The organism is Bordetella sp. 15P40C-2 (assembly GCF_009763235.1).
Taxonomy (GTDB): domain Bacteria; phylum Pseudomonadota; class Gammaproteobacteria; order Burkholderiales; family Burkholderiaceae_B; genus Bordetella_A.
In genome coordinates, this window is record NZ_WSJA01000014.1 from 277,077 (window position 1) to 292,186 (window position 15,110).

Sequence of the window (15,110 nt, forward strand, 5' to 3'; positions counted from 1 at the left end):
CGACCGCCTGTCTGGAGGGCGATTTATTTGCCCCGCACAATCGTCCCCATAAACCCGTCAAAACTGCCTTCGGCCACGCGGAACCACGGGATTTCGTTGTCGCGGAATGCGACCATATCGTCATAAATCTTCTTGAAATTGGGGTCCTTGGCCGAGAATGCATCGTAGACCTTGACGGCTTCCTGGTAGCACGCATCCATGACGGCCTTCGGGAACGCCTTGAGCTGAGCGCCCTGCGACACTAGCCGGCGCAGCGCTGCTGGGTTCTCGGCGTCGTAGGTGGCAATCATGTCCGCGGTGGCGGCAGCGGAGGCCTGCGCCAAGACGGCCTGATAGTGCTTCGGCAGGCTGTTATAGACGCCCTGGTTCACGTAGAGCGAGACTTGCAGTGTGCCTTCCCACCAGCCCGGGAAGTAGTAGTACTTCGCGACTTTATGAAAGCCTAGCTTCTCGTCGTCGTAAGGGCCGATCCATTCGGCGGCATCGATCGTGCCCTTCTCCAGTGACGGATAGATGTCACCACCGGCGATTTGTTGCGGGACAACGCCCAGGCCCGACAGCACAGCGCCGGCAAAGGCGCTGGCGCGGAATTTCAGGCCACGCAGATCGTCGAGCGTCTTGATCTCGTTGCGGAACCAGCCGCCCATCTGCGTGCCGGTATAGCCGCAGGGAAAGTTGACGATGTTGTACTTCTGAAAGAGTTCGCGCGTGAGCGTCAGGCCATTGCCATGACGCATCCAGGCGTTCATCTGGCGCGTGTTCAGACCGAAGGGCACGGCGCCATCAAAACACAGCGCGGGGTCTTTACCGAAGTAGTAATACGAAGCCGTGTGGCCGCATTCGATCGTGTTGTTCTGAACGGCGTCGAGCACCTGCAGCGCGGGCACGATTTCACCTGCGGGGAACACACGGATATTGAATTTTCCGTCCGTCGCTTCCGAGACGTATTTGGCGAGATTCTCGCCGCCACTGTAAATGGCGTCGGCACTGCGAGGAAAGCTGGACGCCAGGCGCCAGTTGAGTGTGGGGGCATCCTGCGCCAGAGCGGGAGCAGCCAGAGCCGCACCACCTGCCGCGGCACCTACCGTAGCCTTTTTGAGGAACGAACGACGTTGCATGAAGGGAGTCTCCTGATTAGACAACGCTGCGAACGCGCGCCGTTCGGGTGAAACGGCGGCGTTGGGTGACAGCTCGCGTAAGAGCCGACATATTTTTCTTCCGCGATCACCTGAGCCGAAATGATCGGTTCAGGCTGCGAGGCTCTACAAAAAAGGGCCTCGCCGCGTGGGCGTTGGCAATCATATAGCGAGCGCACGCGCTTGCCCTCCTGCTGATTACCCTAAGCAGAGGTGAAGGGGGACAGCAAGTCTTTTCCGCCGTTCGTGTCAGCCAGGCCAAACTCCGGCGGGTATTCGATTGCGGACAGATAAAGGCCGTCGGGCGAAAAGGTAGGGGCCGCCAATCTCCGGTCGCGCGCGGCCAATAATGTCGTCAACCAGGTTACCGGCTCGCGCCCCTGACCGATCTGCAGCAACGCGCCCATCAAGTTGCGAACCATGTGGTGCAGAAATGCGTTGGCGCGTAATGTGAAGACGAGAAAGGGCCCGCGTTCTTCGATATCCAGCTGATGCAGCGTCCGAACGGGGCTAGTGGCCTGGCACTGCGAAGAGCGAAAACTCGAGAAGTCATGCTCACCCAGCAAGGTCGACGCCGCTTGCCGCATCGCCTCAACATCGAGCGGCTGGAAACACCAGCCGGCGCGGCCAGCCCAAAGCGGTGGTCGTACTCTGCCGCACCATAGCAGATAAACATAAGTGCGAGAGCGCGCCGAGAATCGAGCATGAAACGCCTCGTCGACGGGTTGCGCCCACTGCACGGCTATGCTGGGAGGCAAAAATGCGTTGACACCACGCACCCAGGACTCGGCGCGTCGCGATAAGGTCGTATCGAGATGCACGACCTGCATCGCTGCATGCACACCGGTATCCGTGCGCCCGGCGCATAAGGTCGGCACGATGCCATCGATGCCCGCGAAACGGCCGAGCGCGGCCTCGAGCGTATCCTGCACGGTTTGCCGGTGTGGCTGCGTCTGCCAACCTTGCCACGGCGAACCGTCGTACGCCACTCCTAATGCGATGCGCGGCATATCGGTCAGGGACGCGGATTGCGTGGTGGCGTTTCGTCGGAGGGCGGCGTGTCGAGGTTCAGGTCAATGCCTTCCAGCTTGCGCGTGAGCATGGCCGTGTCAACGACCTGCTCGCCATAGGCGGCGTCTTCGTTTTCATCCGCGCGGCGCGCACCCGCACGACGCATCATCCAAGCGATGATGAGGACGATCAGGGCAAGCCCTGCGGTAACGATGGCGAGAAGGTTGTCGGCCAGCCAATTCCCTGTCGAAGCATTGCTTTGTGACGCTGCACCACCCGCAGCGGCGGCAAGGTCCTGGGCCTCTGCTTCAGTAGTCGCCCGACTCGGTCCGCCGGGGACAGTGAGGCCATCACCTGAAGAGGCGGATGCCGCGCCAGCAGGCGACGTAGTGCCTGCCGCGCTATACGATCCAGGCGTGCCAACGCCTCCGGGAGTCGAATGCGCCGCATTGGAGCCTGCCTGTGATCCACCGCCTGTCCCGCTTGGTCCTGCTGCTGACCCGGCGTCGCTAGAACCGGTCGCTGGTGTTCCTGCCGCGGACGATCCGGTCATTGGTGATCCGGCTGCTGATGAACCCACGCCTGACGAATCTGTCGCCGGTGATCCCGTTACCGTAGAGCCATTGCCTGGCGAACCTGCTGCAAGCGCTCCTGCGGCAGACGAGCGCGACGCGCTGGAGGCCGCTTCTGCGCCATCTGCGTTGGAACCTCCTGCGTTTGACCTCGCTGCGTCAGAGCCTGCTGCGCTACCACCGACCGTTCCTGACCCAGCACCTGCGCCGGCGTGCCCAGCACCCGCTGCGCCACCCTGCCCCGCCACGTTCGGATCTGCGCCTTGCGACGGCCCGCCCGCTGTCACACCGTGCCCCTGTGCACCGGCGAACGAAGCGCCCGTCGGCCCTTGCCCAGGCACATTCGTCGGCGAAACGCCACTGTTCTCACGCTGCGCCTGCGCCTGTGCCGCCTCGGTCAAAGCCTGCACATTCCCTTCCAAGGTCTCCACCCGCTGCCGTGCATCCTGCAACGCATGCTGACCGGAGGTGCGTATATCGTCCTGCGCCTGCGTCGGATTGGAGGCGCTCAGCTTCAGGCGATCTTGTGCGACCGGCGCGGCCTTGTGCTCGACGGTCGGGGTGGCGCTGACTTGACCGGCATCGGCACTGCCCGCATTGCCCACGGCAGCGGCACTGGCGACCTGAGCGCCTGCCCGCCCCCGATACTGCGCGAATTCTTCGAGGTGCTGTAGATAAATGCGTTGCGCTTGCGCCGGGTCCACGGCGCGTATCGTGGCGGCATCGGGAATCGTCAAGCGCTCCCCGGTGCGCAACAGATTCATGTTGTTCTGAATGAACACCTCGGGATTCGCGCGCCAGATGGCCACCAGCATCTGAATAATGTTGGCGTCGGGAACCTCGTAACGCCGCGCAATGCGGAACAAATTGTCGCCGGCTCGCACGGTAGTGGTCACGGCGGTCGCGCCGCGAGCAGGGTCCACATCGCCCACCCGTGCCGACTGCACGGGCGTCGCGCTAGCCCGTTGAGGAACGAGTATCGTCACTTGGACCTGACGACTACCGGATTGCGAACGCACGTCGAGCAAGACCTCTACCGTCGAGGTCGCAATCGGCTGCGTCGATTCCAGGCGCACCGTTTTGCGGTTCGCTTGCGCACCGGGCAGAACACGCACCCGCAAGCTGTCGACCGGCACGGGCGGCACGACGCCGGCGCGCTGCCAGGCGGCAGCTGGAGGCACACTTATCTGCAAAGAGGCCTGTTCTTCAGGCGTCAGGTCTGCAAGCGGGACCACCACCTGCAGCGGCGCGCCGGGCGCGGACACCACGCGCGCGTGTCCAACCGTTGCGGCCTGCGCCAGCGATCCGCTGAATGAACCTAGCGCCAGTGCGACGGCCCAGTATGCGGCGCGGATGCGGTAGGGATGCGAATAGCGACGAGAAGGCGAATTCATGAGGAAGTCCTGCGGATTCAAATACCGGCCTATGCTGGGCGAAAGTGTAATGGATCGACTCCGATTCACAAATTGATGCCGGCCGCGCAGTCTCGCAAACGGGTGAAGCAGCCGAATGACCGATGGCCTGCATGATGAGCCCGCTGCTAATCTCGACGAATAAGCAGCAACGCCAGCGATAAAAAAACGCCGGCATCGCTGCCGGCGCTTTTCGCTATGACATTGCTGCGGGATGCGCGATCAGGCTTCCGACAACGCGATACGCAGCATACGGCGCAGCGGCTCGGCCGCGCCCCACAGCAGCTGATCGCCCACGGTGAAGGCGCCCAGATACTGCGGGCCCATCGACAGCTTGCGCAAACGACCCACGGGAATGTCGAGCGTGCCGGTCACTGCAACTGGCGTGAGCGCGCGCACGGTGTCTTCCTTGGTATTCGGAATGACCTTGGCCCACTGCGTGCCTTCGGCGATCAAGCCTTCGATTTCGTCCAGCGGCACATCGCGCTTGAGCTTGATGGTCAGCGCCTGGCTGTGGCAGCGCATCGCACCGATACGCACGCACAGACCGTCAATCGGCGTGGCCGGCGTGCCGAAGGCTTCGCCGCGACCGAGAATCTTGTTGGTTTCGGCTTCGGCTTTCCATTCCTCGCGCGATACACCGTTGCCCAGATCCTTGTCGATCCAGGGAATCAGGTTGCCGCCCAGCGGCACGCCGAAATGCTCTTGCGGCAGCGCGGGGTCTTGCTGTGCGGTCAACACACCGCGATCGATTTCCAGAATCGCCGAGGCGGGATCATCCAACAGCGGCTTGACGGCCTGATTCAACAGACCGAACTGCGTGAGCAGCTCGCGCATGTGCTGCGCGCCACCGCCGGAGGCGGCCTGGTACGTCATGGAGGTCATCCATTCGACCAGATCGTTGTTGAAGAGACCTGCCAGACCCATCAGCATGCAGCTGACCGTGCAGTTGCCGCCGACGAAGTTGCGTACGCCGCGCTTGAGCGCCGCATCGATGACCGGGCGATTGACCGGATCGAGCACGATGATGGCGTCGTCCTTCATGCGCAAGGTGCTGGCCGCGTCGATCCAGATGCCGTTCCAGCCCGCTGCGCGCAGTTTCGGGAACACCTCAGTGGTGTAGTCGCCGCCCTGGGCCGTGACGATAATCGGCAGTTTTTTCAGAGCATCGATGTCGTAGGCGTTTTGCAACGGGCCCGCGCCGTCGGCCCACGAGGGCGCCGCGCCGCCAGCGTTGCTGGTGGAAAAGAATACGGGATCGATCAGGGCGAAGTCGTTTTCGTCACGCATGCGTTGCATGAGAACGGAACCGACCATGCCGCGCCAACCGACCAGGCCTACTGCTTGCGTCATTTTCAATGCTCTTGAGGTTGATAAATAAGGGAAAAAACGAACAATACCGACAATTTATCAGATTAAACGGGCTGATGTTGTGCGGTTTTGCATCGCACTGGCGGCACGCCACCGTGAATCAAATGGCGTCATGCCAAACAAAAAGCCCGGCGAGATTCGCCGGGCTCTGAAGACGACCGGCTGCTATCAGGCGAGCGCTTTCAGTACGGCGTCGCCCATTTGCGAGGTCGACACTTTCGTCGTGCCTTCTTCGTAAATGTCGGCGGTGCGCAGGCCCTGACCCAACACCTTGCGCACTGCGCCTTCGATGCGATCGGCCTCGGCGGCGAGGTTCAGCGAATAGCGCAGCAGCATGGCGGCCGACAGAATCGTCGCCAGCGGGTTGGCGATGCCTTGCCCGGCGATGTCGGGAGCCGAGCCGTGGCTGGGTTCGTACAAGCCTTGGCCGGAGGCATTGAGCGACGCCGACGGCAGCATGCCGATCGAGCCGGTCAGCATGGCGGCCTCGTCCGACAGAATGTCGCCGAACAGGTTGCCGGTCACAATGACGTCGAACTGGCGCGGATTGCGCACGAGTTGCATCGCGGCGTTATCGACATACATGTGCGACAGCTCGACATCGGGATAGTCGCGCGCGACTTCGATCACGATGTCCCGCCAGAACTGCGAGGTTTCCAGCACGTTGGCCTTGTCCACGCTGCAGAGTTTCTTGCCACGCTTGCGCGCCGATTCGAAACCAATGCGCGCGATGCGGCGCACTTCGGAATCGGCATAGCGCATTGTGTCGAAACCCTCGCGCTCGCCGGCGAAGGCATCGTCTTCGGCCGTGCGCACGCCGCGCGGGGTGCCGAAGTAGATGTCGCCCGTCAGTTCGCGGATGATGAGGATATCCAGGCCGGAAACGATCTCGGGCTTGAGCGAGGACGCGCTGGCCAACTCGGGGTACAGAATCGCGGGGCGCAGATTGGCGAACAGGCCCATGGCCTTGCGCAAGCCGAGGATGGCTTGCTCGGGACGGAACTGGCGCGGCAGGCTGTCGTATTTCCAATCGCCCACGGCGCCAAACAACACGGCGTGCGAGTTAAGCGCCAGATCGAGCGTGGCCTGCGGCAACGGATGTTCGAACTGATCGTAGGCCGCCCCACCCACAGGGGCTTGCTTGATATCCAGCGACAGGCCCAGCGCGCTCAGCACGCGCACGGCTTGTTCGACGATCTCGGGGCCGATGCCGTCACCGGGCAATACGGCGATGTTATGCGTCATGAAGAAAACCTATTAATGAAAATCTAAACGTTCGAGGCTTCAAGTGATCGTCAGGCGATCGGCCGGCTTTCCAGCCAGGGATGGCGTGCCAGGCGCTCGGCCTCGAAGGCGCGAATCTTGTCGGCTTGGCGCAGCGTCAAGCCGATATCGTCGAAACCATTCACCAGACAATACTTGCGGAACGGCTCGATGTCGAATTCCAGCTCGCGGCCATCGGCGGCGATCACGACCTGACGTTCCAGATCGATACGCAGTTTATAGCCCGGGAATGCCTTGACCTCATCGAACAAGCGCGCGACTTCCAGCTCGGACAGCTTGATCGGCAGCAGACCGTTCTTGAAACTGTTGTTGAAGAAGATATCCGCGTACGAGGGCGCGATGATGGCGCGAAAGCCGAATTGCGTCAGGGCCCAGGGCGCGTGTTCACGGCTGGAACCGCAGCCGAAGTTCTTGCGTGCCAGCAGGATCGATGCGCCTTGATAACGCGGCTGATTCAGCACGAAATCCGGATTCAGCGGACGCTTGCTGTTGTCCATGCCGGGTTCGCCATGATCCAGGTAGCGCAGCTCGTCAAAGAGGTTGGGGCCAAAGCCCGTGCGCTTGATGGATTTCAGGAACTGCTTCGGAATGATCAGGTCGGTGTCGACATTCTCGCGATCGAGCGGGGCCACCAGGCCTTCGTGAGTAGTAAATGCTTGCATGATGTCTGGACTCTTAACGGAAGTTGCGCACGTCGACGAAATGACCCGCCACGGCGGCGGCGGCGGCCATGGCCGGGCTCACCAGATGGGTACGCCCGCCCTGCCCCTGACGGCCTTCGAAGTTGCGGTTCGAGGTCGAGGCGCAACGTTCGCCCGGTTCGAGGCGGTCGGCGTTCATCGCCAGGCACATCGAGCAACCCGGCTCGCGCCATTCAAAACCGGCTTCGATAAAGATCTTGTCCAGGCCTTCGCGTTCGGCTTGCAGCTTGACAAGGCCTGAACCCGGGACGACCATGGCTTGCTTGACGTTGGAAGCCACGCGCTTGCCACGGGCCACGGCAGCAGCTGCACGGAGGTCCTCGATACGCGAGTTGGTGCACGAGCCGATGAACACGCGATCCACACGGATATCGGTCAACGGGGTGTTGGGCTTTAAGCCCATGTACTGCAATGCGCGCTCCATGCCGCTGCGACGCACGTCGTCCTTTTCGCGATCGGGATCCGGGACGCGCGAGTCAACCGGCAATACCATCTCGGGCGAGGTGCCCCAGGTGACTTGCGGCTTGATGTCCTTCGCGTTGACTTCCACCACACGGTCGAATTCCGCGCCGGGATCGCTATGCAGCGTGCGCCAGTAGGTCACGGCCTGATCCCACAGCACGCCCGTGGGCGAGAACGGACGACCACGGAAGTATTCGATCGTCTTGTCGTCGACGGCGACCATGCCCGAACGAGCACCAGCCTCGATCGCCATATTGCACACGGTCATGCGGCCTTCCATGGACAGGTCGCGAATCGTGCTGCCGGCGAATTCGATGGCATAGCCCGTGCCGCCAGCCGTGCCGATGATGCCGATGATATGCAGCACCACGTCCTTGGCCGTACAGCCGAAGGGCAGCTCGCCTTCGACCTTGATCAACATGCTCTTGTTCTTTTTCATCAAGAGCGTTTGCGTGGCCAGCACGTGTTCGACTTCGGACGTGCCGATACCGAATGCCAGTGCGCCCATCGCGCCGTGGGTGCTGGTGTGCGAGTCGCCACAGACGACCGTCATGCCCGGCAAGGTCGCGCCCTGCTCCGGCCCGATGACGTGCACGATGCCCTGGCGCAGGTCATTCATGCGGAATTCGGTAATGCCGTACTTGTCGCAGTTGGCGTCCAGCGTATCGACTTGCAGTTTCGAGATCGGGTCATCGATGCCTTGCTCGCGATTGAGCGTGGGCACGTTGTGGTCGGCCACGGCCAGGTTGGCGCTGATGCGCCAGGGTTTGCGGCCGGCAATGGACAGCCCTTCGAAGGCTTGCGGACTGGTCACCTCGTGAAGCAGGTGCCGGTCAATGTAGAGCAAACAGGTGCCGTCGGATTCCTGGTTCACGACGTGCGCGTTCCAGAGTTTGTCGTAGAGGGTTTGGGCCATGAATAGACTCACACAGTAGCCGGCTGGGCCGGTGGACATCGAAAGCAAAGATGCATTATGCCCATGCCCTCAAGCTAGTACAACGGCAGCATTTATCCTAGTATAAATAGCACCACCTTGCGGGGCTGCAGCATGCCGACGCGGCAGCGCAGGCGGGACGAGGGCCGAGAGTCGGGACCAATAGAAAACGCCTCACGGTTAGAACCATGAGGCGCTATGACGTGCGCTTCCGAGGGGCGCCGGCAGTCAGGGTTTTGCTGAAGTCCGTGTGATGGCTTCACTACACGCAGGGTACCGGGCTACCGCCGGGTACCTGGTTATTTAGCGCCCTTCGACTGCTCATACAACGGCAACACACGCTGGGAAGCCGACTGCAATTCGCTGATCCGTGTTGCCGCCGAGGGGTGCGTCGAGAGGAACTCAGGCGGGGCGCCGTCGCTAGCCGCGCCCATTTTCTGCCAAAGCGTCACCGCAGCCCGGGGGTCATAGCCGGCCCGAGCGGCGAGTTCCACACCCATCAGATCGGCTTCACTCTCGTGTGTACGACTGTTGGGCAAGGTGAACATCACGTCGGTCAGCTTGCTGCCCAGATCCGTCGATACGCCCGTCGCAGCGGCCAACACGGAAAGCCCTACGTTCGTGACCATCTGTTGAGACACGCGCTCGCGAGCATGTTCACGCAGTGCATGAGAGATTTCATGGCCCATCACGGCGGCCAGTTCGTCGTCGGTCGGCTTGATCTGATTCAACAAACCGGTATAGACGGCCATCTTGCCGCCCGGCATGCACCACGCGTTCACATCATCCGAAGTAATCACGTGCACTTCCCAATCCCAATTTGCCGCATCGGGGCGGAATGCGCCGACCTGCTGAACCAGCCGCTGAGAAATAGCCTGCACGCGCTTGACCTGCGCGGCGTCCCGATCCAGGGCATTCTGGGATTTAGCCTGCTGGATCATTTCGGCATACTGCTGCCCCGCCTCTTGCACGAGCGCCTGCTCGGGCACCAGGCTGGACATATATTGCGTACGCTGCACGCCCACGGTACCCGATTGGGTGGTCTGCACGCCAGCGCAGCCCGCCAGGGCGAGCGTGGCTACCAAGCCAGCGCTGGCCAGCATGCGGCGCATCATGTTTTTATGCTTCGCGGTCATTTGAGTTCTCCAAGGCGACTGGTTGAATCCGACAGTTCAGGACCGGGGTGGCGAATGATCCGATCAGGCCCCACACTGCGCGCGATGGCGCAGCGCGTGATCCATCAACACTAGCGCCAACATGGCTTCGACGATAGGCGTGGCGCGGATCCCGACGCAGGGATCGTGCCGGCCCAGCGTTTGCACCATGATGGGCTGCCCATTGCTGTCAATGGAGCGCCGCTCGACGCGGATGCTGGAAGTGGGCTTGATCGCCAGCGACACCGTCAGCGGCTGCCCGGTGGAAATGCCGCCCAGCACGCCACCCGCTTGGTTGCCGATAAACCCATCGGGCGTGATCTCGTCACCATGCTCCGAACCACGCTGCGTGACGCAATCGAAGCCCGCGCCGATGGACACGCCCTTCACCGCGTTCAAGCCCATCATCACGTGGGCGATATCAGCATCCAGGCGGTCGTAAATGGGTTCGCCCCAGCCCACGGGCACGTTTTCGGCGATCACCTCGACGCGCGCACCGATCGAATCGCCGTCGCGGCGCAACTGGTCCATAAAGGCCTCCAGCTCCGGCACAATGGCCGCGTTCGGCGCATAAAAAGGGTTACCCGGCACATCGTCCCAGGAGACAAAGGGAATCTTGATCGGTCCAAGCTGGCTCATATAGCCACGGATCCGGATGCCATGTTGTTCGGCCAGCCATTTCTTCGCGATGGCGCCGGCGGCCACCGTGGGCGCGGTCAGCCGCGCGGACGAACGGCCACCGCCGCGGGGGTCACGCAGGCCGTATTTGCGCGTGTAGGTAAAGTCGGCATGACCCGGGCGGAACGTATCCGCGATGTTCGAATAGTCCTTGCTGCGCGCATCCGTGTTGCGAATCAAGAGCGCGATAGCGGTGCCGGTGGTGCGTCCCTGATAGACCCCGGACAGAATCTCGACCTGATCGGCCTCCTGGCGTTGCGTCACGTGGCGCGACGTACCGGGACGGCGACGATCGAGCTCGGCTTGGATATCGGCGGCATCCAGGGCGAGCCCCGGGGGGCAGCCATCCACCACGCAGCCAATGGCCGGACCATGGGATTCACCGAAATTGGTGACGCAAAAGAGGGTACCGAGTGTGTTGCCGGACATAAACGAAAGGAGTCAGGAAGCATTAAGGGGCAGGCCCGATTATGACATCACGCGGGCGTGGTATTGACGAGCAGCTGTGACAATCGGCAGCGGATGTGAATGCGCGCAGGCGATACGCACCCGGCCGTTCACGACGAGCAACTCACCTCGATTCCCCCCGCCCAGTCGGGCGGCAATGCAGCGTAGGACTCATAGCCGGGCTTGGCGCGATAGGGATCGCGCAAGAGGGTCAGCAAGGTTTCGATTTCGCTGGCGTCACCCTCTTTGGCCGCGCGGATTGCTTGTTCGGCCAAGTGATTGCGCAGCACGTAAAGCGGATTGACGGCGTCCATGGCGTTCGCCCGAATTTGGGCCGGGGCGTCGTCGGCTGCCGATTCCTCTGCGATCGGATCTTCGGCATGGCGCGCGGCCAGTTGTTCATACCAGGCTTGCGCGGCCGCTCTATCGATAAACAGATCCTGAAACCCTTGGGTCTGACCACGAACCGCATCGGCGAGCCGGCGAAATGTCAGCGTGAAATCAGCACGCTGATCGTGCATGAGCTTGAGCAGGCTATCGAGCAACGCCTCATCTTCGGGCCGCCAGTGCTGAATGCCGAGCTTTTTGGCCATCCGCGCGTGAAACGCCTGAATGAACTGGGCCTCATAGCGATCCAAGACCGCGCGCAACGCGTCGCCGTCCGGCACCAGCGTGTGCAGGCTGCTAGCCAGCCGATAGAGGTTCCACAGCGCCACCGAGGGCTGACGGTTCCACGCGTAGCGGCCTTGGGTATCCGAGTGATTGCAGATATGGTCAAGCTGGAACGTGTCCATGAAACCATAAGGGCCGTAATCCAAGGTCAGCCCCAGGATCGACATATTGTCCGTGTTCATCACACCATGGCAGAAGCCCACCGCTTGCCAATCAGCCATGAGCAACGCCGTGCGCCGGGTGACCTCATCCAGAAAACGCAGAATGGCGCCCTTTTCGTCCGCGGTTTCCCCCGTGGGCGTTTGTCGGCATTCCGGGTAAAACCGGTCAATCACGTAATTAACCAGCGTGCGCAGTTCGTCGGGCTGCTTGCGCGAGGCCCAATGCTCGAATGACCCGAAACGCACGAAGCTCGGCGCCATGCGCGTGACGATGGCGGCGGTCTCTACGGTTTCGCGCTGCACGGGATCGTCGGAGACCACCAACGCTAGCGCACGCGTCGTAGGGATGCCCAGCCCGTACATGGCCTCACTGGCCAGATATTCCCGCACGGACGACCGCAACACGGCGCGTCCATCGCCCATGCGCGAGTACGGGGTCATGCCCGCGCCCTTTAGCTGCAATTCCCAGTTTCCCTCGAGTCCGATCACCTCACCGAGCAAATGTGCCCGGCCGTCGCCCAACTGGCCGGCCCAGACGCCGAACTGGTGGCCGCTATAGACGGCGGCCAGCGTATCGCCCCCAGGCAGCGGCTGCTGGCCGGAAAACACCCGCAAAAACGCTTCCGATTGCAGCGCACGCGGCGATAGCCCGATCAGGGCGGCCGCCTGCTCGTTGGCGTGCAGCAGACGCGGCTGCGTCAGGCCCTGCGGTTGCAGCCGTGTATAAAACGTTGACGGTAGCGCCGCAAACGAGTTGTCCAGCCGTAGTTGGCTCAGGTCGTCATGCAGCCCCGAGGTGGATAAAGTCATAGTCGAGAAATCCGTCAACGAAAAGTACAGGGTCAGGCTCGCGGCAGCCGAACGGGTCTGCGTGTTAAGAAGCCGATCGCTGGATGCGCGCCGCGCGCTTGGCGGGTCGTACGTAGCAAAGCGCCGAAATGAAGAATATGAGTGAAAGGGCAACTTCCATGCCCGCTAGCGCGGCGGACACGGGCGCGGGGTCCGACATGACCCGCACTACGCCTTCCATCAGATACAGCAGCACCAGCATCGATGCCCATTGATAGGTATAGACATTGCCCTTGAACACGCCTCGCAGCGGGAACGCCAGCGGCAACGCCTTGAGCAATAACCAGGATCCCCCCGGCCGTATGGGCGCGAGCACGGTTTCCCAGGCGACGCACAGCACGATTAAAGCCAGCAACGAGACCGAGGCCGTCCATCGGAAACGAGGGTTCAATTCAGCATTCATCCCGGGTTTTGCCCATAAAAAACGCCATTCGAACTGCTATTATCGCCCGATGAGCCGCATCGCTGAGCCACCCGCTGTCACGCAGCCCGCCGCCACGACTACGCCGCACATGCGGTGGTGGTCGCGCGCCGGCAAAATGCTGCAGTTTGCCGCGCACCGGGCGGCGGAAGAACGCTTGCTGCAGGTCGCCTCGGCATTGACGTTTACCACCGTACTGGGCTTGGTCCCCATGCTGGCCGTGGTGCTGTCACTGTTCACCGCCTTTCCGGTTTTCCAGGAATTCCGCCTCGCGCTCGATCACTTTCTGGAAACCAGTCTGATGCCGCCCTCGGTGTCGGACAACATCATGAACTACCTGAATCAGTTCGCGCGCCAGGCGACGCGACTGACGACCATTGGCGGCGGTTTCCTGATCGTCACGTCAATCTTGTTGATCATGACAATCGACAAGAGTTTTAACGATATCTGGCACGTAACACGCCAGCGGCCGCTGCCGCAGCGCGCGCTGATTTACTGGGCGGTGATTACGCTGGGGCCCGTGGTCGCGGGCGCGAGCCTCTGGGCGACCTCTTATGTCGCCCGCGAATCGCTGGGCTTGGTGCGCGACGTGCCGGAGATCATGAGTGCGATTCTCTACATCGTGCCCGTCGTGCTCACCGGCTTGGGCTTTGCCGCCTTGTTTGTCGTGGTGCCGAATCGCAAGGTGGTATGGCGCGACGCGCTGGCGGGCGGCTTCGCCACGGCTGTCGTGCTGGAACTGATGAAGGTCGCGTTCGCCTATTACGTGGCGCGCTTTCCGACTTACACCGTGCTCTACGGTGCCTTTGCCACCTTGCCGATTTTCCTGCTGTGGATCTATCTATCGTGGCTGGCCGTGTTGTGCGGCGCGACGATGGCGGCGAATTTACCGCTGATCCGCATGGGCCGCTGGGAAATCCAACGTCAGCCTGGCGCCGTGTATATCGATGCGATAGCCGTGCTGCGCGCGCTCAATCGCGCGCAAGGCCACCGCCCGGCGGGCAAACGCGCCAGCACCCTGGCGCGCCGCCTGCACCTGCACCAGGACGAGCTTAACCTGGTGCTGGAAAGGCTCGAAGATATGGGCCTGGTCGCACGCACAGCGGAAGACCGTTGGGTATTAGCCTGCGATCCTCGTAAAATTTCCCTAGCGCCCGTGGTGGACCACTTTCTGATTGACCGCGCGCAGCCCCGGTTGCGCGAACAGCCACAGATCATCGAAATCGCGGCGGCCACGCTGGCCGGAGCCCCTGCCCCCTCGCTGGACCAGCTCGAGCGAGCCGGGCCAACGAAGGAAATGGCCACCGACGCCCAGCCGACGCCGCTCGCCAATACACCAATAAAATCGGGGCCGCCGCCCCCTGGAGAAGCATCATGTTGAAAGTCAGCGAAATCCTGCGCGTGAAGGGGCACACCCTTTACACCGCGACCCCCGATACCCCTGTCGCGCAGGCGGTACAGACCATGAGCGAACAAGACATCGGCTCGCTGGTCATCATGGAATCCGGCATGCTGACGGGCATGCTGACCTTTCGCGAAATCATTCGTCATCTGCACGACCACACCGACCGCGACTGGGGCAAGACCACGATCCGCGCCATCATGGACGACGCGCCGGTCAGCGTTTCGCCCAACACCAGCGCCGAGGAAGTGCAGCGCCTGATGCTGGAAAAGCACGCGCGCTACATTCCGGTCATGGATGGCCCCACCCTCATGGGCGTGATTTCTTTCTACGATATGGCGCAGGCCATCGTGGCGGCTCAGCAGTTCGAAAACAATATGCTGAAGGCGTATATCCGCGACTGGCCCACGGACACCGATCCCGAGGCGCCAAAGTCGGAATAA

Annotated in this window: 13 protein-coding genes; 2 read left to right on the top strand and 11 right to left on the bottom strand. The window is 62.1% G+C overall.

All coding sequences use genetic code 11. The annotated features are described in order from the left end of the window. Positions 1 to 23 precede the first annotated feature (23 nt). From GOQ25_RS06840 to GOQ25_RS06890, 11 genes are all read right to left on the bottom strand, one after another. Positions 24 to 1,118, bottom strand: a complete 1,095-nt coding sequence (locus GOQ25_RS06840; protein WP_160349702.1) for a TRAP transporter substrate-binding protein — start codon at positions 1,116 to 1,118, stop codon at positions 24 to 26. Between the two features lie 221 nt (positions 1,119 to 1,339). After that, positions 1,340 to 2,146: a tRNA pseudouridine(38-40) synthase TruA gene (gene truA, locus GOQ25_RS06845; protein WP_160349703.1), complete on the bottom strand. Its 807-nt coding sequence runs from the start codon at positions 2,144 to 2,146 to the stop codon at positions 1,340 to 1,342. A gap of 5 nt (positions 2,147 to 2,151) precedes the next feature. Further along, positions 2,152 to 4,113: a FimV/HubP family polar landmark protein gene (locus GOQ25_RS06850; protein WP_160349704.1), complete on the bottom strand. Its 1,962-nt coding sequence runs from the start codon at positions 4,111 to 4,113 to the stop codon at positions 2,152 to 2,154. Between the two features lie 240 nt (positions 4,114 to 4,353). Next, complete coding sequence (gene asd / locus GOQ25_RS06855) at positions 4,354 to 5,484, bottom strand: aspartate-semialdehyde dehydrogenase (RefSeq protein ID WP_160349705.1); 1,131 nt, start codon at positions 5,482 to 5,484, stop codon at positions 4,354 to 4,356. Positions 5,485 to 5,670: 186 nt separating this feature from the next. After that, a complete protein-coding gene (gene leuB, locus GOQ25_RS06860) occupies positions 5,671 to 6,747 on the bottom strand; it encodes a 3-isopropylmalate dehydrogenase (protein ID WP_160349706.1) in 1,077 nt (358 codons plus the stop codon). 50 nt (positions 6,748 to 6,797) lie between these two features. Then, positions 6,798 to 7,448, bottom strand: a complete 651-nt coding sequence (gene leuD, locus GOQ25_RS06865; protein WP_160349707.1) for a 3-isopropylmalate dehydratase small subunit — start codon at positions 7,446 to 7,448, stop codon at positions 6,798 to 6,800. Between the two features lie 13 nt (positions 7,449 to 7,461). After that, entirely contained in the window at positions 7,462 to 8,865 is a 1,404-nt protein-coding gene (gene leuC / locus GOQ25_RS06870; RefSeq protein WP_160349708.1) for a 3-isopropylmalate dehydratase large subunit, read from the bottom strand. A gap of 317 nt (positions 8,866 to 9,182) precedes the next feature. Then, the gene (locus tag GOQ25_RS06875) at positions 9,183 to 9,998 is read right to left on the bottom strand and encodes a M48 family metallopeptidase (RefSeq protein WP_236844507.1); all 816 of its coding nucleotides are present in this window, start codon (positions 9,996 to 9,998) and stop codon (positions 9,183 to 9,185) included. 84 nt (positions 9,999 to 10,082) lie between these two features. Next, the gene (aroC, locus tag GOQ25_RS06880) at positions 10,083 to 11,144 is read right to left on the bottom strand and encodes a chorismate synthase (RefSeq protein ID WP_160349710.1); all 1,062 of its coding nucleotides are present in this window, start codon (positions 11,142 to 11,144) and stop codon (positions 10,083 to 10,085) included. A gap of 128 nt (positions 11,145 to 11,272) precedes the next feature. After that, on the bottom strand, positions 11,273 to 12,805 hold the full coding sequence (locus GOQ25_RS06885) for a YdiU family protein (protein WP_160349711.1): 1,533 nt from the start codon (positions 12,803 to 12,805) through the stop codon (positions 11,273 to 11,275). Positions 12,806 to 12,869: 64 nt separating this feature from the next. Next, positions 12,870 to 13,247 (bottom strand): DUF2069 domain-containing protein, encoded by a 378-nt coding sequence (locus GOQ25_RS06890; protein ID WP_160349712.1) that lies wholly within the window; start codon positions 13,245 to 13,247, stop codon positions 12,870 to 12,872. 49 nt (positions 13,248 to 13,296) lie between these two features. On the opposite strand from GOQ25_RS06890, the gene GOQ25_RS06895 reads away from it, so the two are divergent. Together GOQ25_RS06895 and GOQ25_RS06900 are read left to right on the top strand one after the other, a co-directional pair. Continuing rightward, the gene (locus tag GOQ25_RS06895) at positions 13,297 to 14,646 is read left to right on the top strand and encodes a YihY family inner membrane protein (protein WP_160349713.1); all 1,350 of its coding nucleotides are present in this window, start codon (positions 13,297 to 13,299) and stop codon (positions 14,644 to 14,646) included. Further along, complete coding sequence (locus GOQ25_RS06900) at positions 14,640 to 15,110, top strand: CBS domain-containing protein (RefSeq protein ID WP_160349714.1); 471 nt, start codon at positions 14,640 to 14,642, stop codon at positions 15,108 to 15,110. Before GOQ25_RS06895 ends, GOQ25_RS06900 begins: the two co-directional genes overlap by 7 nt.

Coding starts and splice junctions, on each gene's coding strand:
- GOQ25_RS06840 (WP_160349702.1), bottom strand. CDS start 1,118: ATGCAACGTCGTTCGTTCCTCAAAAAGGCTACGGTAGGTGCCGCGGCA.
- truA (WP_160349703.1), bottom strand. CDS start 2,146: ATGCCGCGCATCGCATTAGGAGTGGCGTACGACGGTTCGCCGTGGCAA.
- GOQ25_RS06850 (WP_160349704.1), bottom strand. CDS start 4,113: ATGAATTCGCCTTCTCGTCGCTATTCGCATCCCTACCGCATCCGCGCC.
- asd (WP_160349705.1), bottom strand. CDS start 5,484: ATGACGCAAGCAGTAGGCCTGGTCGGTTGGCGCGGCATGGTCGGTTCC.
- leuB (WP_160349706.1), bottom strand. CDS start 6,747: ATGACGCATAACATCGCCGTATTGCCCGGTGACGGCATCGGCCCCGAG.
- leuD (WP_160349707.1), bottom strand. CDS start 7,448: ATGCAAGCATTTACTACTCACGAAGGCCTGGTGGCCCCGCTCGATCGC.
- leuC (WP_160349708.1), bottom strand. CDS start 8,865: ATGGCCCAAACCCTCTACGACAAACTCTGGAACGCGCACGTCGTGAAC.
- GOQ25_RS06875 (WP_236844507.1), bottom strand. CDS start 9,998: ATGATGCGCCGCATGCTGGCCAGCGCTGGCTTGGTAGCCACGCTCGCC.
- aroC (WP_160349710.1), bottom strand. CDS start 11,144: ATGTCCGGCAACACACTCGGTACCCTCTTTTGCGTCACCAATTTCGGT.
- GOQ25_RS06885 (WP_160349711.1), bottom strand. CDS start 12,805: ATGACTTTATCCACCTCGGGGCTGCATGACGACCTGAGCCAACTACGG.
- GOQ25_RS06890 (WP_160349712.1), bottom strand. CDS start 13,247: ATGAATGCTGAATTGAACCCTCGTTTCCGATGGACGGCCTCGGTCTCG.
- GOQ25_RS06895 (WP_160349713.1), top strand. CDS start 13,297: ATGAGCCGCATCGCTGAGCCACCCGCTGTCACGCAGCCCGCCGCCACG.
- GOQ25_RS06900 (WP_160349714.1), top strand. CDS start 14,640: ATGTTGAAAGTCAGCGAAATCCTGCGCGTGAAGGGGCACACCCTTTAC.